Origin of the sequence: Mesorhizobium sp. ISC15, from assembly GCF_037162615.1 — a bacterium.
Lineage (GTDB): Bacteria > Pseudomonadota > Alphaproteobacteria > Rhizobiales > Rhizobiaceae > Mesorhizobium > Mesorhizobium mediterraneum.
In genome coordinates this window covers 5,522,245-5,538,540 of the sequence record NZ_JAVSPX010000001.1, presented here as the reverse complement: position 1 = coordinate 5,538,540, position 16,296 = coordinate 5,522,245, and the positions used below count along the sequence as shown (strand labels likewise).

At 64.1% G+C, this 16,296-nt stretch carries 16 protein-coding genes; 7 read left to right on the top strand and 9 right to left on the bottom strand.

What is annotated here, in order from left to right; translation table 11 throughout:
- Positions 1-186 precede the first annotated feature (186 nt).
- Both RPG13_RS26720 and RPG13_RS26715 read left to right on the top strand, forming a co-directional pair.
- The gene (locus RPG13_RS26720) at positions 187-1,518 is read left to right on the top strand and encodes a dicarboxylate/amino acid:cation symporter (protein WP_245457973.1); all 1,332 of its coding nucleotides are present in this window, start codon (positions 187-189) and stop codon (positions 1,516-1,518) included.
- A 493-nt stretch (positions 1,519-2,011) separates the two neighbouring features.
- A complete protein-coding gene (locus tag RPG13_RS26715; protein ID WP_126105579.1) occupies positions 2,012-3,076 on the top strand; it encodes a glycosyltransferase family 2 protein in 1,065 nt (354 codons plus the stop codon).
- A gap of 44 nt (positions 3,077-3,120) precedes the next feature.
- Here the strand turns inward: RPG13_RS26715 and RPG13_RS26710 are convergent, their stop codons facing one another.
- The gene (locus RPG13_RS26710) at positions 3,121-3,438 is read right to left on the bottom strand and encodes a DUF982 domain-containing protein (protein ID WP_370453318.1); all 318 of its coding nucleotides are present in this window, start codon (positions 3,436-3,438) and stop codon (positions 3,121-3,123) included.
- Positions 3,439-3,690: 252 nt separating this feature from the next.
- Here RPG13_RS26710 and RPG13_RS26705 point away from each other — a divergent pair, with 252 nt between their 5' ends.
- Entirely contained in the window at positions 3,691-4,479 is a 789-nt protein-coding gene (locus RPG13_RS26705; protein ID WP_127203953.1) for a 2-keto-4-pentenoate hydratase, read from the top strand.
- On the opposite strand, the gene RPG13_RS26700 is transcribed toward RPG13_RS26705, so the two are convergent.
- The 5 genes from RPG13_RS26700 to RPG13_RS26680 form a co-directional block, all read right to left on the bottom strand.
- Complete coding sequence (locus RPG13_RS26700; protein WP_126105581.1) at positions 4,476-5,282, bottom strand: ABC transporter permease; 807 nt, start codon at positions 5,280-5,282, stop codon at positions 4,476-4,478. The two genes, RPG13_RS26705 and RPG13_RS26700, sit on opposite strands and share 4 nt — an antisense overlap.
- On the bottom strand, positions 5,282-6,115 hold the full coding sequence (locus RPG13_RS26695) for an ABC transporter permease (protein ID WP_337126403.1): 834 nt from the start codon (positions 6,113-6,115) through the stop codon (positions 5,282-5,284). Before RPG13_RS26695 ends, RPG13_RS26700 begins: the two co-directional genes overlap by 1 nt.
- Before the next feature lie 24 nt (positions 6,116-6,139).
- Positions 6,140-7,255 (bottom strand): ABC transporter substrate-binding protein, encoded by a 1,116-nt coding sequence (locus RPG13_RS26690; protein ID WP_337126402.1) that lies wholly within the window; start codon positions 7,253-7,255, stop codon positions 6,140-6,142.
- 75 nt (positions 7,256-7,330) lie between these two features.
- Positions 7,331-8,425 (bottom strand): ABC transporter ATP-binding protein, encoded by a 1,095-nt coding sequence (locus tag RPG13_RS26685; protein ID WP_126105583.1) that lies wholly within the window; start codon positions 8,423-8,425, stop codon positions 7,331-7,333.
- Between the two features lie 264 nt (positions 8,426-8,689).
- On the bottom strand, positions 8,690-9,577 hold the full coding sequence (locus RPG13_RS26680) for a LysR substrate-binding domain-containing protein (protein ID WP_095489195.1): 888 nt from the start codon (positions 9,575-9,577) through the stop codon (positions 8,690-8,692).
- Positions 9,578-9,652: 75 nt separating this feature from the next.
- Between RPG13_RS26680 and RPG13_RS26675 the strand changes: the two genes are divergently transcribed.
- Positions 9,653-11,248, top strand: coding sequence for an amidohydrolase (locus tag RPG13_RS26675; RefSeq protein ID WP_292220157.1), 1,596 nt, complete (start codon positions 9,653-9,655; stop codon positions 11,246-11,248).
- A gap of 22 nt (positions 11,249-11,270) precedes the next feature.
- Entirely contained in the window at positions 11,271-12,203 is a 933-nt protein-coding gene (locus RPG13_RS26670) for a dimethylarginine dimethylaminohydrolase family protein (protein ID WP_095489196.1), read from the top strand.
- A 46-nt stretch (positions 12,204-12,249) separates the two neighbouring features.
- Here the strand turns inward: RPG13_RS26670 and RPG13_RS26665 are convergent, their stop codons facing one another.
- Positions 12,250-13,257, bottom strand: coding sequence for an ornithine cyclodeaminase family protein (locus tag RPG13_RS26665; protein WP_337126401.1), 1,008 nt, complete (start codon positions 13,255-13,257; stop codon positions 12,250-12,252).
- 158 nt (positions 13,258-13,415) lie between these two features.
- Here RPG13_RS26665 and RPG13_RS26660 point away from each other — a divergent pair, with 158 nt between their 5' ends.
- Entirely contained in the window at positions 13,416-13,877 is a 462-nt protein-coding gene (locus RPG13_RS26660) for an Lrp/AsnC family transcriptional regulator (RefSeq protein WP_095489198.1), read from the top strand.
- 105 nt (positions 13,878-13,982) lie between these two features.
- Here the strand turns inward: RPG13_RS26660 and RPG13_RS26655 are convergent, their stop codons facing one another.
- Positions 13,983-14,366: a YybH family protein gene (locus tag RPG13_RS26655; protein WP_337126400.1), complete on the bottom strand. Its 384-nt coding sequence runs from the start codon at positions 14,364-14,366 to the stop codon at positions 13,983-13,985.
- A gap of 142 nt (positions 14,367-14,508) precedes the next feature.
- Positions 14,509-15,258: an SDR family NAD(P)-dependent oxidoreductase gene (locus RPG13_RS26650; RefSeq protein WP_337126399.1), complete on the bottom strand. Its 750-nt coding sequence runs from the start codon at positions 15,256-15,258 to the stop codon at positions 14,509-14,511.
- Between the two features lie 97 nt (positions 15,259-15,355).
- On the opposite strand from RPG13_RS26650, the gene RPG13_RS26645 reads away from it, so the two are divergent.
- Complete coding sequence (locus RPG13_RS26645; RefSeq protein WP_337126398.1) at positions 15,356-16,249, top strand: LysR family transcriptional regulator; 894 nt, start codon at positions 15,356-15,358, stop codon at positions 16,247-16,249.
- The last annotated feature ends 47 nt before the right edge of the window (positions 16,250-16,296 follow it).

Genomic DNA, 16,296 nt, shown 5'->3' with positions numbered 1-16,296 from the left:
ACTTTCTGTGCGCGAGACGAAACCTCGGGTCCGAGAATATTCAATAAAATCAAACGGTAGGCTCTTTTCCGCGCACTTGGCACGGCAGTTGCAAACACGAATTCAGCGGTCGTGAGGCTGCTGGGGGTGGTCAATGCAATTGCTCCGGGAGGTCGAGCTTTCGATCGGAGCACAATGGAGGACGTCATGCAGACAGCATTCGCTGCCGCCGAGCCGCGCGGCAAACTTCCCTTCTACCGCCATCTCTATGTGCAGGTGCTGGCGGCGATCGCCGCCGGCGTGCTTCTCGGCCACTTCTATCCCGAAACCGGTGAGGCGATGAAACCGTTCGGTGACGCCTTCATCAAGCTGGTGAAGATGGTGATCGCGCCGGTGATCTTCCTGACGGTGGCGACCGGCATCGCCGGCGTTTCCGACCTGCAGAAGGTCGGCCGCGTCGCCGGCAAGGCGATGATCTATTTCCTGGTGTTCTCGACGCTGGCGCTTGTCGTCGGTCTCGTCGTCTCCAATGTCGTCCAGCCCGGCGCCGGCATGCACATCAATCCGGCCACGCTCGACGCCACGAAGGTGACGGGCTACGCCGAGAAGGCGCATGACACCACCATCGTCGGCTTCCTGATGAACATCATTCCCGATACGATCACCGGCGCTTTCGCAAAGGGCGACATCCTGCAGGTGCTGTTCTTCTCGGTGCTGTTCGGCGTTGCCTTGGCCATGGTCGGCGATCGCGGCCGTCCGGTCGTCGATTTCCTGCAGGCGCTGACCACGCCGATCTTCCGCCTCGTCGCCATCCTGATGAAGGCCGCGCCGATCGGCGCCTTCGGCGCCATGGCCTTCACCATCGGCAAATACGGCATCGGCTCGATCGCCAACCTCGCCATGCTGATCGGCACATTCTACCTCACCGCGCTGCTGTTCGTGCTGGTGGTGCTTGGCGCAGTTGCCCGCTACAACGGCTTCTCGGTCCTGGCGCTGATCCGCTACATCAAGGAGGAGCTGCTGCTGGTTCTCGGCACCTCGTCCTCGGAAGCGGCACTACCGGGCCTGATGGCCAAGATGGAGCGTGCCGGCTGCAACCGCTCGGTGGTCGGGCTGGTCATCCCGACCGGCTATTCCTTCAACCTCGACGGCACCAACATCTACATGACGCTGGCCGCGCTGTTCATCGCTCAGGCGACCGACACGCCGCTCACCTTCGGCGACCAGATCCTGCTGCTCGCCGTCGCCATGCTAAGCTCCAAGGGTGCCGCCGGCATCACCGGCGCCGGCTTCATCACGCTGGCCGCGACGCTTTCGGTGGTTCCCACCGTGCCGGTTGCCGGCATGGCGCTGATCCTCGGCGTCGACCGCTTCATGTCGGAGTGCCGGGCGCTGACCAACTTCGTCGGCAACGCGGTGGCGACCGTGGTCGTGGCGCGCTGGGAAGGGGAACTCGACCAGACCAAGTTCGCTGCCGCAATGGCCGGCGACTTGCCCGAGGAAGCCGACCTGTCGCTGCCCGGGCTGCAGCCCGCCTGATCGTTCAGGCTATCAGCACGCAAGGCCCGGAGCCGGCTCGCCGCCGGCTTCGGGCTAGCCGCTGCCCATCTCCAACATCTGCGATTATCCATAGGCCACGCCGCTGCGCGCCTGCCTCAATGTAACAGGCTTGTGAGCCTTGTTCTTGGCGCGGGGCTTGTCCCAGCCGCATTTGAAGGCCAGTATCCGCCATGCCTTCAAGGCGCTCGTCCACTTCGATCCCGACCTGATCGCGACCGAAGGCGAGACATTTCCGTCGGGCTCGGTTGCGACCGGCCGAAACCGTCGGAGCTTTTGCTGCCGCCAACCGCAACCTTGACCAAGGCGGCAGCCTCGAAGGCAATGGCGGCCTCAATACGAAGTCGCAAGAGACGTGACCCGTCTCCTGACGGAAGGCGCAGGCTTTCCTCTCAGGAACTCGTCGCGCTTGAAGAGGGGGGCGGCCCGTGAGCGGGCTTTGCCGAAACCAAAGCAAGATGCGAGGTCAAACGCGATGCAGTCTGCACCGAGGACTCCGGTATCCATCATCATCCCGAACTACAATTACGCGCGTTTCCTCAAACGCAGCATCGACAGCGCCCTGGAGCAGGACTACGCGGACGTCGAAGTCATCGTCGTCGACGATGCATCGCAGGACAATTCCACGACAATCATAGAATCATACCGCGACGAGATCGTCGCGTGTCCGCGAGCGCAAAATGGCGGGCATGCGGCGGCATTCAACACCGGCTTTGCGGCAAGCTCCGGCAAGATCGTCCTCTTCCTCGACGCCGACGACTACCTCTATCCGACCGCCGTTTCCACGATCGTCGACACCTGGGATGCGGCAACGGCCCAGGTGCAGTCCAGGCTGCATATCGTCGACGAGCGGCAACGCATCAAGGACGTCTTTCCGCCGCCCGAATTGCCCTTCGACAGCGGCGACGTCATGCCGAAACTGCTGCACAAGGGCCGCTATCAAACAACCGTGACCAGCGGGCTGGCCTTTGACCGCGCAACCCTGGAATCGATCATGCCGATTCCGGAGCCGGAGTTCCGTCAGGGCGCCGACGGCTATCTTGCAACGCTGGCGCCCATGTATGGGCACGTCCAGTCCATCGAGGAATGCGTCGGCGCATACCGGATCCACGGCGCCAACCATTCGGTCTTCGGTGAAAAGCTCGCCGAGCGGGCGCGCTGGAGGGTAATCCACGATTTCCGCCGCATGCAGGCGTTGTCGGACCAGGCCTCCGAGATCGGCCTGACCATCGTGCCGTCGGAGGCTGTCCGCCACGATCCGGTCCACCTGGAAGAGCGGCTGGCGTCGCTGTGCGCAGACAGGCGCCAGCACCCCGTGGCCGACGATTCCCGGCTGGCGCTTGGGGCGGCCGGCGCCGTCGCCAGCCTCGAAATGACAGCGTCCCTGCGCCGGCGCGCCGTGCTTGCCGCGTGGTTCCTGTCGGTCGGGGTGTTGCCGCGGAAAATGGCGACGGCGGTCCTATCGTGGAAGCTTGACGCATCGTCCAGGCCGGCATTCCTCAGCCGTCTGTCCAAGACTATCCGCCACGCCATGGGATAGCTTGCCTTGATATAGCCGCCAACTATCCGGCTCTGTTCGGCGGCTCACTCGACCAGAACATGCGCCTCCCGCGCGGCTCCGACAAACGCATCCCTGGCGATTTCGGCTGAAACATCGCCGCTCATGGCCCGGCGGCATGCGCGCAGCGCTGAGCTGTGTTGCAGACTGCCCGCATCCCGCCAATGGCCCGCCAGTAGTTCTACTGCCTGCTGTGCGCTCAAGATGTGTCGGGTCGCGCCGGCAATGCCGACCGAAACTGACACCGGCCTGGAAAACCATCCTTGATTCATGGTGAAGCCCCTGCTGTCGAACACCCTAAAACGCATCCGATGGCACAAGGTTTCCTTGTCACCAATCACCACGGCGTGAACCCGGTGATGGAGACGTCGCCCGCTGTTCCATCTCGGAAAGACAATCGGCGACGGCACTGCGATCTGACAGGGGCAGGCCGGCTATGATGCCTGGTATGCGGAGCGTGAATGTGGACTCGCGATTCCTGGTCATCTATCCTTGCCCCATGTGTGGACGGGTCCACTAGCAGAATGTTCCTTGCCGGCTCCTGATCCACGAAGCGACGGGTAGTGAGGCGTCTTCTTTGATTTCCGGAGCTGACGATGCTCGATCCAGAAAAGGCCAGGGCCGCGTCCCAGTTGTTGGTGAGCCATTGGGAGAAGGGCACCCGTCTCGACGCCATACCCCAGGAGTTACGGCCACAAACGCGGATCGAAGGTTACGCTATCCAGTCGCATGTGATGGATCGTTCGGCGGCTCCGCTTTTCGGTTGGAAGATTGCCGCAACCAGTCTGGCCGGACAAAGGCACATCAACGTCGACGGCCCGATGGCCGGGCGTCTCCTGGCTGAAAAAGAGATTGAGGTCGGTGGGGCCATTTCCCTGGCGACGAGCAAGATGCGCGTGGCCGAGATCGAATTCGCTTTCCGTTTCGGCCGCCAACTGCCGCCTCGTCCAGCACCCTATGAAATCGCTGAGGTGATGGATGCCGTAGCGGCCTTGCACCCCGCGATCGAAATACCGGACTCACGATACGACGATTTCTGCGCAGTCGGGGCGCCGCAGCTCATAGCGGACAACGCCTGTGCCAACCTGTTCGTCATCGGCCAAGCTGCAGAAGACGATTGGCGCGACGTGGATCTCGCGAAGCACCCGGTGGTCGCTTTCGTTTCTGGAAAATCGCAGCATAACGGAACGGGGGCAGCTGTATTGGGCGATCCTCGGATTGCGCTCACATGGATCGTCAATGAACTGTCGGGCCTGGGCATAGCACTCCAGCCGGGACAGATGGTGATAACCGGCACCTGTGTGACGCCGATAAGCGTCGAGGCCGGTGACAAAGTCACCGGCGATTTAGGCAGGTTTGGCCGCGTCTCGGTGAGTTTTGTCTAAGGCGCCCCGCGCAGCCTGACCACAACACTGCGCACCACAAGCACCAGCACCGTGATGATGATCAGGATCACCGAGAGTGCTGCGATCGCCGGGTCGATGTTGTCGCGCAGGCCCATCCACATCAGCCTTGGCAGCGTGATGGCGTTGACCGAGGTGATGAACAGGGTGACGCCGATCTCTTCCCATGAGAGCACGAAGGACAGCAGGGCTGCGGTGATGATGCCGAACTTGATATTGGGCATGATGATGCGGGTGGCGCGCTCCCACACCGTGGCGCCGAGGCCGCGTGCGGCAAGGTCGATACGCCGGTCGAGCTGGCTTAGCGACACCAGGATCAGCACCGTGGCGAAGGGCACCGTCATCACCGCATGCGCCATGGCGACACCGAGCCAGGTGTCATAGCCGAAGAACGAGCTGACGCCGGAAATCGAGGTCAAAAGAAAGTAGAGCGTTATTGCCGAGACCACCGGCGGCACCACCATCGGCAGCAGCACGAAGCCGACGAGTGCGGCGGTGAAGCGCGGCTGGAACATCCACACACCAAGGCTGAAGCAGAGCGCCAGCACGGTGGAGAAAGCGCTGCTGACGACGCCGATCCTGATCGAGAGCAGGATCGAGTTGATCCAGCGCGGATCCTCGATCAGCGCCCGGTAGTGGCGCAGCGACAATTCGCCCGACGGCATCGCCAGCATGCGGGTCGGCGTCAGCGACACCGGTATGACGGCAAGCAGCGGCAACAGCAGGAACAGCGCAACCAGGCCGGCGAGGATCAGCGAGACGGGGCCGGGGCGGTAAGTGGGCATCAGATCAGCTGCTTCGGTCTGACATAGCGGAACAGCAGCGCCATCAGCGCGCCGACGAACAGCACCAGCACGACGCTGATCGCAGCACCCAGGCCCCAGTCCGGGCTCTGGAAGATGCGGAGATAGATCAGCTCGGCGATCATCACGCTGCGGCCGCCGCCGAGGATCGCCGGCGTCACGAAGAAGCCGAGTGAAAAGACGAAGACGATCAGCGCCGAGCCGATGATGCCGGAGCGGGTCATCGGCACGAAAACCGACCAGAAGGTGCGCATGCGGCTGGAGCCGAGCCCGCGCGCCGCCAGCAGCACGCGGTCGTCGAGGCCGCGCATGGAAGACGCCAGCGGAAACACAGCGAAGGGAATGAGGAAATGCGTCATGCCGACGATGACGCCGAACTCGTTGCGCACCAGCGTCAGCGGTTCTGAGATGAAGCCGATCGCCTGCAGCCACGTGTTGAACAGGCCGCGATTGGAAAGCAGCGCCACCCAGCCGAAGGCGCGCGTCAGCACCGAGATCCAGAACGGCACCAGTATGCAGAACTCGGCGACCACGCGCTGCGCCAGCGTGCCGCGCACCCACACCACGGTGATGGCGTAGGCGGCGGCAACCGAAACAATCGTGACGATCGCCGCGATGCGCAGCGTGCGGACAAATACCGACTGCACCAGCGGGTCGCTAAGCAGCGTGCCATACTGGCCGAGCCCCGGCTCGGGCAGCGTGAAGCTCCAGTTCACGACGCCGAAGAATGGCCAGGCATAGGCGGCGCCAAGGAATAGGAGCAGCGGCGCCATCAATAGCGCCGCGCCCATCCTGTCGGAGAAGTATGCTTTCATCTCGGCCCGGTTTCCCCAGGCCTATCAGGCGGAGATGATCTTCGTGTACTCGTCGAGCGCGGCCCCGTAGTTCTTGGCGTACCACTCCATGTCGAGCGCGATCTGCTTCTTCATGTTTTCCGGATCGACCGGGTTGATGCGCTTCTTGTCGGCGGGGATCAGCGCGTCGGCGGCCGGATTGGCCGGACCCTGACCGAGCTTGTCGAACATAATGAGCTGCTTTTGCGGGTCCTGGGCGCTGGCGATGAACTTCATCGCCGCGTCCTTGCCGCCGGGGTTGCCCTTAAGCACGGCGAGCGCGCCGGGCGAGATCAGGCCCTGGTCCCATATGAACTTGATCTTGCCGCCGGAATCCTGCTCGATCAGCGAGGCGCGCGTCGACCAGACGATCGCCATCGAGGCCTCGCCGTCGAGCAGCACGCTCTGGCTTTCGGCGCCGCCGCCCCAATAGGCCACGACATTCTCCTTGAAGGCGGCGATCTTGTCATGCGCGCGCTTGAGGTCGAGCGGGTAGAGCGAGGCCGGCGCGATGCCATCGGCAAGCAATGCGGCTTCCCAGCTCGACACGCCCCATTTGTAGAGCGAGCGCTTGCCGGGGAATTTCGCCACGTCGAAGAAATCGGCCATGCCGGTTGGTGCCTGGCTGCCGAATTTCTCGGAATCGTAGGCGATGACATAGGAGAAGAAATAGGTCGAGGCGGCGTGCTCCCAGCCGAAGCCCTCGCGCATCTTCTTCTTGTCGACGATCGAATAGTCGATCGGCTCGAGCATGCCCTGCGCACCGAGCGTGATGGCCGAGAACGGATCGACGTCGACCAGGTCCCAGGCCGGAGCGCCGCTCTTGAACTGCGCGGCGATAGCGCCTTCGGTCGGGCCGGAGCCGTCCATCTTGACGGTGATGCCGGTCTCCTTGGTGAAAGCCTGGCCATAGGCCGCATCATAGGCAGTGATGGCGTCGCCGCCCCAGTTGACCAGCACCAGTTGCTTGGCTTGCGCGAAGGCACCGGTCGAGCGCAGCAGCATCGGCGTGCCGGCCAGCACGAGTGCAGCCAGCTGCGTGAACTGCCGACGCGAGATTTCGCCGCGCGCCGCCCTGGCGGACAGCGTCTCGATGGAATGTTTCTTGGTTTCATTTGTCATGTCAGTTCCCCTTTTTTTGTCGTTGATATTTCCCGAAAGTAGGCTTGGCGAATTTCAGCTTCGCCACGCCGATCGTCATTGTCCTCCGTCCGGAAGGAGGAAACCCTTTTCCGCCGGCCATGTCAGCCACACGGAATTGCCCTTGCTGAGCGCCGAGGCGGCAACCTCGTTCGGCACGGAGACCGTCACCTTGGCGCCCTGGCGTGTCGTCAGATCGAGCCGCGTCGCAGCGCCAAGATAGGTCGAGGCGACCGCGGTGGCGGCGATGCCGTTCTCGCCCGCTGCCGCTTCGGGCGCGATCGACATATATTCTGGCCGGATCGCCAGGATGGCGTTGCTGCCGACCGCGTTGGCATTGCCGCGCAGGTTGATGGTGCGGTCTTCGCACAGGCCGGTGGCGCCATTGTCGGCGTTGCGCACGCCCTTCAGCGGCAGCATGTTGATCTCGCCGAGGAACTCGGCGACGAAACGGTTGGCCGGCCGGTCGTAGACCTCGTCCGGCGCGCCGACCTGCAGCAATTTGCCGTGGTTGAAGATGGCGACGCGCGACGACAGCGCCAGCGCCTCGCTCTGGTCGTGGGTGACGAAGACGAAGGTGGTGCCCGTCTCCTGGTGCAGCCGCTTCATCTCGGCCTGCATCTGGCCGCGCAGGCCCTTGTCGAGCGCTGAGAACGGCTCGTCGAGCAAAAGCACGCCCGGCTCGAATACCAGGGCGCGTGCCAGTGCCACGCGCTGCTGCTGACCGCCGGACAATTGCGACGGCAGTTTCTTCTCGTGGCCCTTCAGCCCGACGCGCTCGATCATCTCACTGACGCGCCGCTTGATCTCGGCCGATGATTTCTTGCGCACCTTGAGCGGGAAGGCGATGTTGGCCTCGACACTCATATGTGGGAACAGCGCGTAGCCCTGGAACACCATGCCGGCGGCGCGCTGCTCGGCCGGTCGCTCGGTGATGTCGACGCCGTCGCTGTAAAGGCGGCCGTCGGTGGGCTGAATGAAGCCGGCAAGGATCATCAGGAAGGTGGTCTTGCCCGAGCCTGACGGACCGAGCAGGGTCAGGAACTCACCGCGGCCGATATCGAGCGTCAGATCGTCCAGCGCACGGAATGAGCCGAAGCTCTTGCCGATCCCGATTGCCTTGATCTCTGCGGCCCGGCCGGGTTGCTGCATCCTGCCTTTGTCCTCAATGCTGATTGAAATCGTAGGCAGGGCGGCGGCTTACCGCAACCGAATAGTTTTCGCCTGACCGGCAAATTTGATTCATCTATGCAGCTAATCTCCGCCCTCGAGGGGGAGATGTCGCCGAAGGCGACAGAGGGGGTCGCTGCGCGTGGAGTGGCGACTTCCTCTTTCTTTGAAAGCAGATCGGGCCGAGCCCAGTCGGACCAACCCCCTCTGGCCGCTTCGCGGCCATCTCCCCCTCAAGGGGGGAGATTAACGCTGGTTCTCCGACAGCTTCGACCGCAACCATCCACTAAAAACATTCAGCACCGGATGCCCGGCCTTCGCATGCTCTGACACGAGAAAATACGACCGCGGTGATTTGATCGCGATGTCGAACGGGCGCACCAGCCGGCCTTCGCTCAGCGCCCGGCGGCTGGTCAGCTCGTCGCCCATGGCGATGCCCTGGCCGGCGATCGCCGCCGAGAAAACCAGGTTCATGTCGGAAAAGAAGATGCCGCCCTCGATGTCGGGATTCTCGACCTTCGACAGCGCCAGCCAGCGCGCCCAGTCCTCGGTGTCGCCGAGATGCAGGAGATTGGCGCGCAGCACGTCGGCGGGCTTGGAAAAGCCGCCGATCTTGTTGAGCAGCGTCGGGCTGCACAGCGGCGTGAACGAGATCTCGCACAACAGCTCGACCGCGCGGTTCGGCCAGTTGCCGACGCCGAAGGCGATAAAGGCGTCGGCCTCGGCATTGCTGACATCGTCCAGCCGCCGCGGCGTCAGGATGCGCAGCGCGACATCGGGGTACATCTGCCGGAATTCGCCAATGTGAGTGCACAGGAACAGCGAGGCGAAGCCCGGGGTGCAGCTGACGCTGAACGAGCCGCCGACGCCGGTGCCGGCATGGCGCGTCACCGCATCGCCCAGCACTGTCAGCGCCTTGCGCACGTCGCTGGCATAGCGCTGGCCGCGCGGCGTCAGCGCCACGCCCTTGCCGATGCGCTCGAGCAGGTCGAAGCCGAGATCGCGTTCGAGCAGGCGCAGCTGATGGCTGACGGCGCTGCGGGTCAGATGCAGTTCGTCGGCGGCGCGCCAGACGCTGCCGTGTCGGGCAAAACTGTCGAGGGCGCGCAGCGCCTGCGTCGATGGAATTCTCAAGAGGTGAACCGAATTTGCATGAGCCGGGAAAACATATCACTTTTTGGCGAGGCGCTTCACTGCTTTCTTTGACCGATGGAGGAACCGGTGACCACCTCAGCCCAAGCGACCGCGCTTGCCTGTCTGGACGACGTCCAGCCGTCGCTGTCGGCGTGGACGCGGACGATCTTCGATTTCGGCGAGACCGCCTGGCGCGAATACCAGTCGGCCGCCTGGTATGTCGAGCAGTTGAAGTACGAAGGCTTTTCCGTCGAGGAAGGCTCCGGCGGCATGCCCACCGCCTTCTGCGCCCACTGGACCAATGGCGCCGGGCCGACCATCGGGATGTATGCCGAGTATGACGCGGTGCCCGGCAATTGCCAGGACGCAGCGACTGTGAAGCGTCCGCGTCCGGGACTTGGCGAACAGGCCGGAGGCCACACCGATCCGCATTCCGGGCTCGGCGTTGCCAGCCTGGGCGGGCTTTTGGCGACCAAGGCGGCGATGCAGCGCCACGGTATACCGGGCACGCTGCGCTTCACCGGCGAGCCGGCCGAGAAGGTGCGGGGGTCGAAGCCGATCCACGCGGCAAAGGGCTACTACGATGGCCTCGCCGGCATGATCTCCTTCCATCCCTTCTACATGCTGCCGCTCTGCAACACCGCGCGCTGGGACACGCATTGCGGTGCGGCCTATGCGATGATCTACCGCTTTGTGTGCGACGAACCCCAAAATTGGGTTCGCGCAAGCGATGGCGCGCCGATCCCGCAGGCGCATTCGGCGATCAGGGCTCCCGGCGCCAATGACGCGCTCATGATGATGTACATGGCGTCCAAGGCGCTGCGCGATTCCATGCTGCCGCATCAGGGCGGCTGGTCGATCAGCGAGGCGATCCTGACGGCAGGACAGGCGACCGCCGACAATCTGCCGACGGGGCTGGCCGAGATCCAATACATGATCCGCGTGCCGACCTTGGCGATGGCTGAGCAGGTGACCGCCGTGCTCGACCGCAATGCGGAAGCCGCCGCTAAGATGAGCGGCTGCCGCCATGAGCGGCACTGGGTGTCGAAGTCGCGGCCGGGGCTGGCCAATCACGCAATGTCAGGCATCGCCTATGAGGCGCTGTCGACAGTCGGGCCGCCGCGCTGGGACGAGGCGGCCAAGGCGATCGCCCGCGAAATCCAGGTCAATGCCGGCGGCACGGCGACCGACGAGCCGTTCATCGCCGAGCTGGAGCAGCTGATTGCGCCGCAGGATGCAGAAGCGATCCTGCGCCGCGACTTGCCGCCGTCGCAGCTCAATTCGACCTCCGACGATTACACCGACATGTCGTGGCACACGCCGACGGCGCGGTTCTACGTCGCCCGCCCGGCGCTGCGTTCCGAGAATGGCCGCGCCTATCCGTCCTGGGCGATGAACGCGCTGGGCGGCATTTCCGCGACGATCGATCCGATGGTCACCTGCGCGTCGAAGACGATTGCGCTGGCAGCACTTCGCCTGCTGGAGGACAAGGCCGCCCGCGATGCGGCGATGGACGAATTCGTCGCCCGCACCGGTGGCGGCATCGGCGGCAGCAAATGGCTGGCGCCGCTCTGCGACTATGAGCCGCCGATCCATTTCCGCTGGCCGGAATATGTCACCACCCCGCGCGGACGGGACTGGTGGATACCAAGCAACCCGCAAGCCGCGTGATCACCCAAGCCAGGAGAACCCCATGACCGTTCATGACCGCATCGTAGCAGAACCGTTTTCGCTGCAGCGTCGCAACCCGGCCGGCGGCACCAAGCCGCTGACCGGTTGGGGCTTTGCCAACGAGACCGATGTGCTGACCGACGTGCTGCTCGGCTCGCCGAATTTCCTGCGCCATCTCTCGACCAGCTCGCTGTCGCGAAAGCATCTGCGCGAGGCGCCCTGCAATGTCCAGATCGCGCAGGCGCAGCACAAGGACCTGGTCGCCGCCTACGAGCATTTCGGCGTCAACATCCATTGGCACGAGCCGACGCCGGAACTGCCGATGCAGGTCTACTCCCGCGATTCCAGCGTCATGACGCCGTATGGCGTCATCATCACCGCGATGGCCAATTGGTGGCGGCGCGGCGAGAACTACGCCGCGATCCGCACCTATGAGAAGCTCGGCATTCCGATCTACGACATGGTCACCGCGGGCACCTTCGAGGGCGGCGACTTCAACGTCATCGAGGACGGCGTGGTGCTGATCGGCTGCGGCGGCGCCCGCACGCAGGAGGAGGGCGCGCGCCAGGTCCAGGCCTGGTTCGACAAGGAGGGCTGGGAGACCCGCATCGCCTTCATCGACGAATATTATGTCCATATCGACCTGATGGTAGTGCCGATCGCCGAAAAGCTGACCGCCGTCTGCCTCGCCTGCACGGAGCCGGGCATCGTCGACTGGCTGAAGGGCAAGGGCCACGAGATCATCGACGTGCCGTTCCAGGATACGATGGCGCTCGGCTGCAACTTCATGTCGCTGGGCAAGGACAGGGTGATCGCGCCGACGTCCAGCCAGACGCTGATCGGTCAGCTCAAGGCGCGCGGCTTCGAGGTGGCGGCCATCGACATGAGCGAGATCTCGAAGACCGGCGGCGGCATCCACTGCATGGCGCAGGCGCTGAAGCGCGAGCCGGCCTGAGCGCCATTGTCAGCAACGTCGATCCCGCCTGGCTCGCGGCACGCGCCTACAGCACGATGAGCTTTCCCTTGCGCAGACGCCTGGCGCAACGATAGGCGAGGTCGGCGGCGACCATGTCTTCCATGGCAATGCCCATCGCCTTGTAGGTGGTGATCTGTTGATCCGAAACGCGGCCCGGCGCGCGGTCGATCAGCATGGCGCCAAGCTCGGTGCCGAAATCCGGATCGAAGCCGGCAAGCTCGCAAGAGCCGACCGGGGTCGGCTTGAATGCATCCTTGGTCTCGACAAAAAGACTGGATTTGCCGATGAGCTCGATCGGCATTTCACCGCCGGGCGGCGCCACCCCGACCGACGAGACATGCGTGCCCGGCTGGACCCAGCCTGCGTCGATCACCGGCTCGTAGGAGTGGGTCGCCAGGCACACCACGTCGGAACTGCGCACTGCCGCCTCGATGTCGGCGACCGCCACCACCGACGGATGCAGCCGGGCAAGCGCTGCCGCATCGTCGAAGCTCTTTGAAGCGACACGGATTTCGGCAAAGTCGCGCACCAGCGGCAACAGATGCAGGTGCTGGTTGGCCTGCACGCCGGCGCCGACCACGGTCGCAATCCTGGCGTCCCGGCGGGCAAGCGCGCGCACCGACAGCACGGCGGAGCCGGAGGTTCGCACCGCTGTTATGAAGGTGCCGTCCATGATGCAGACCGGCAGGCCGGACAGCGGATCGAACAGGCTGATGGTGGCGAGGTGGCTGGGCAAGTTCTTGGCCAGGTTGCCTTCGAAGACATTGACGATCTTGACGGTCAGGTTCATGCCCTCCATCCAGGCCGGCATGGCGAGGCTGTAGCCGGCCCCGGGGATGTCGAGTTGTGGTCGGGGTGGATTGACGACCTTGCCTTGTGACAGCGCCTTGAAGCCGTCTTCCAGAACATCGAGAAGCTGGCTGAGGTCGATGCACGCCATCACGTCGGCTTCGCTCAGCACCAGGATCTCGGTCGCTCCCTTGCTGATTTCCGCCGCACTCTTGCCGGTTGGGCTGAACGCTTCCTTGGTCATCCTGCACTCCTGTGTTCGTCGAATTGGCTCACCACGTTCGCTTTGAGTGGGTGAGGGAAGCGCAGGCTATTGCGGGGTTTTATGTGATGAAATACGTTGATTTTGACATCTCTGCGTGCAATTAGCATATAAATCCCTGAGATAGCGTGGATTGTGAGATGGGCGATCTCGACCAGATAGACCGCAGCCTGCTCCGGCTGCTGCAGGAGGACGGGCGCCGGACGACGCTTGATCTTGCCGGGCGTGTCGGGCTTTCGCCGACCGGAACCAGCCAGCGGGTGAAGCGGCTGTTCCGCGACGGGTTCATCACCGCGGTCAGGGCCGTGCTCGATCCGCGCAAGGTCGGCCGGGGAACGCTGGTGTTCATCGAGGTCCGGCTTGACCACACAGCGCCGCATGTCTTTGACCGTTTCGCCGAAGCCGTGGCGAAAGCTCCGGAGGTTCTGGAGTGCCATATGGTGGTTGGCGGTTTCGATTATCTGGTGAAGGCGCGGATCGCCGATATGGCGGTGTTCCAGGATTTCCTGCAGCGGGTCATCCTGCCACTGCCCGGCGTGCGCGAAACGCACACTTTCGCCTCCATCGCTGATGTCAAGCCGAACGCCCTGTTGCCGGTGTGATCAGGTGGAGGAGGGGAACGCTGTTCAGGGCGAGCTGCATCGCTTCTTTGCCATCTTATCGCTCCCCTGGCGCACCTTCCGGTGCAGAGATGCCGGAGACCGGCTCTAGTCTTGCGCGGTCAGCAGGTTCGCATCGCGGGCCAGCCGCCACGCGCCATCAGCCTCCTTGCGCAGGAGCGTCAGCGTATATCCCGATTGACGCACCGGCTTCCCGTTCGGCGGCGTCGCGGTCATGTCGATGCGGCTGCGGATGAAGGCCCAACTGCCGAGAAGCTGTAGTTCCACGATATCGCTCGTGCCGTCGATGTGAACGCCGGCCATCTCCTGCGCGGCCGCTGCGAAGATCTCCTTGTCGAAAGGCTCCCGGCCGGGAACCATGAAGATCGCGTCGTCCGTCATCAGGCTGAGGACGGTTGCGGTGTCTCCACGCTTGCTCGCATCCATCCACGTCTCGACCAGCTTTCGGATTGCTCTTTCGTCGTCCGTCATCTTCCTGGTTCCTCGCCGTCATCGGTACCGAACGGCGCTCCTCCCTCGTCGCAACATAGGGCACAGATCGCCCCCGTCATCGATTGCCGGTGATCAATGTCGCTGCTTGGGTCCGTGAAACGGCGCAGTCCGCGCTCGATGCCTACCGCCAGCCCCCCGAGGCGGTGATGCGCTCGCCGGTCAGCCAGGACCCGTCGTCTGAGGCGAGGAACACCGCGATTCGGGCGATGTCGTCGGGCTGGCCGAAGCGGCCGAGCGGGGTCATGGCGATGACCTGCTTCTCGAACTCGCTGCCGACGATGCCGATCCGCTGCAGGCCTTCGGTGTCGACGCCGCCGGGCGCGATGGCGTTGACGCGGATGTTGCGGGCGCCCAGTTCTCTCGACATCGACAGCGTGATCGAATCCACCGCGCCCTTGGTGGCGGCGTAGACCAGCGAGTTCGGCTGCGGGTTGAGGCTGGCGACCGAGCTTATGTTGATGACGCTGCCGCCTCCGGCGCCGAAATGGCTCACCGCTTCCCGGATGGTCAGGATGGTGCCCAGCACATTGGTGTCGAACTCACGGTGGAATTCGGCCTCGGTCACCGCTTCCAGCGGCTCGAACGCAAAGACGCCGGCATTGTTGACCAGGATGTCCACCGCGCCGAACGACGATTTGGCGGCCTCGAACAGGCGGCGCACGTCGGCCGCTTGCGACACGTCGCCGTGGACGGCAATGGCTCGGCCGCCTGCGGCCTTGATCGCGGCAACGACGCGGTCCGCACCTTCCCGCGACGAAGCATAGTTGACGACCACGGCGGCACCGGCCGCCGCAAGACCCTTGGCGATGCCGGCGCCGATACCCTTGGAGGCGCCGGTGACGATGGCCACCTTGCCGTTCAGCTTGCTCATCAAATCTCTCCTTCGTTGACGATGAGCGGTATTTAATAGTGATGGTATAGCGTATTAGGATCGCCTCGATCGGTTCTTTCGTGCCTGGAATTCTTGAATGACCACCATCCTCGAAAAGACCGCCGGTCTCGTCGCCTTCGTGCGCACGGTCGATGCCGGTTCGTTCCATGCCGCCAGCCGGCTGGTCGGCTCCAGCCCGTCGGCGGTGTCGAAGAGCGTAGCGCGGCTCGAGCGGCGGCTGGGCGTCAGGCTGATCCAGCGCTCGACGCGCCGCCTGGCACTGACCAGCGAAGGCCTCGCCTATTACGAGCGGGTCGCGCCTTTGCTGAGAGCGCTCGACGATGCCGAGGACATCGTCCAGATGGCCGATACGGCGCGCGGCCTGCTGCGCGTCACGGCATCCGTCGAACTCGGGCGCGGCCTGATCGCCGCATGGGCGCAAGCGTTCCTGGCTCAGCACGGCGAGGTGAAGCTCGAGCTCAGCGTCACCGACCGCCACGCCGACCTGATCCGCGAAGGCTATGACGTCGCGGTGCGCATGGGGGCGCTGTCGGACACCGGGCTCATCGCTCGCAAGATCGCCAATCTGCCGATCGTGCTGGTGGCGTCGCCCGCCTATGTCGAACGGCGCGGCCGGCCGGCCTCGATCGAGGATTTGCAGAACCACGACTTCGTCCGCTACCAGATGGCCGGCCGGCCTTATCCCGTCACCTTGGCCGACGGCACGGTGATCGTGCCGAACGGGCGACTCGACACCGATGACGGCGGCGCCATCCGGCAAGCGGCGCTTGCCGGAGCCGGCATCGCGCATCTGATGCAGTTTGCCGTGCAGGACGATCTCGACACCGGCCGTCTGGTCCGCATCCTGCCCGAGGTGGCGATGCCGACCATGCCGGTGCACATCGTCCATGCGTATGGGCGGCAGCTACCGGTCCGCGCCCGGCTGTTCGTCGACTTCCTGGCGGGCCAAATGGCGGCGCTGACGCGATAGGCAGGCGGATGGCGTCCGCAGTCGATCCGATGCCATCGCAAGCAAGG

Coding starts and splice junctions, on each gene's coding strand:
- RPG13_RS26650 (WP_337126399.1), bottom strand. CDS start 15,258: ATGAGCAAGCTGAACGGCAAGGTGGCCATCGTCACCGGCGCCTCCAAG.
- RPG13_RS26700 (WP_126105581.1), bottom strand. CDS start 5,282: ATGCCCACTTACCGCCCCGGCCCCGTCTCGCTGATCCTCGCCGGCCTG.
- RPG13_RS26665 (WP_337126401.1), bottom strand. CDS start 13,257: ATGACCAAGGAAGCGTTCAGCCCAACCGGCAAGAGTGCGGCGGAAATC.
- RPG13_RS26655 (WP_337126400.1), bottom strand. CDS start 14,366: ATGACGGACGACGAAAGAGCAATCCGAAAGCTGGTCGAGACGTGGATG.
- RPG13_RS26675 (WP_292220157.1), top strand. CDS start 9,653: ATGGAGGAACCGGTGACCACCTCAGCCCAAGCGACCGCGCTTGCCTGT.
- RPG13_RS26670 (WP_095489196.1), top strand. CDS start 11,271: ATGACCGTTCATGACCGCATCGTAGCAGAACCGTTTTCGCTGCAGCGT.
- RPG13_RS26695 (WP_337126403.1), bottom strand. CDS start 6,115: ATGAAAGCATACTTCTCCGACAGGATGGGCGCGGCGCTATTGATGGCG.
- RPG13_RS26660 (WP_095489198.1), top strand. CDS start 13,416: ATGGGCGATCTCGACCAGATAGACCGCAGCCTGCTCCGGCTGCTGCAG.
- RPG13_RS26685 (WP_126105583.1), bottom strand. CDS start 8,425: ATGCAGCAACCCGGCCGGGCCGCAGAGATCAAGGCAATCGGGATCGGC.
- RPG13_RS26690 (WP_337126402.1), bottom strand. CDS start 7,255: ATGACAAATGAAACCAAGAAACATTCCATCGAGACGCTGTCCGCCAGG.
- RPG13_RS26720 (WP_245457973.1), top strand. CDS start 187: ATGCAGACAGCATTCGCTGCCGCCGAGCCGCGCGGCAAACTTCCCTTC.
- RPG13_RS26645 (WP_337126398.1), top strand. CDS start 15,356: ATGACCACCATCCTCGAAAAGACCGCCGGTCTCGTCGCCTTCGTGCGC.
- RPG13_RS26705 (WP_127203953.1), top strand. CDS start 3,691: ATGCTCGATCCAGAAAAGGCCAGGGCCGCGTCCCAGTTGTTGGTGAGC.
- RPG13_RS26715 (WP_126105579.1), top strand. CDS start 2,012: ATGCAGTCTGCACCGAGGACTCCGGTATCCATCATCATCCCGAACTAC.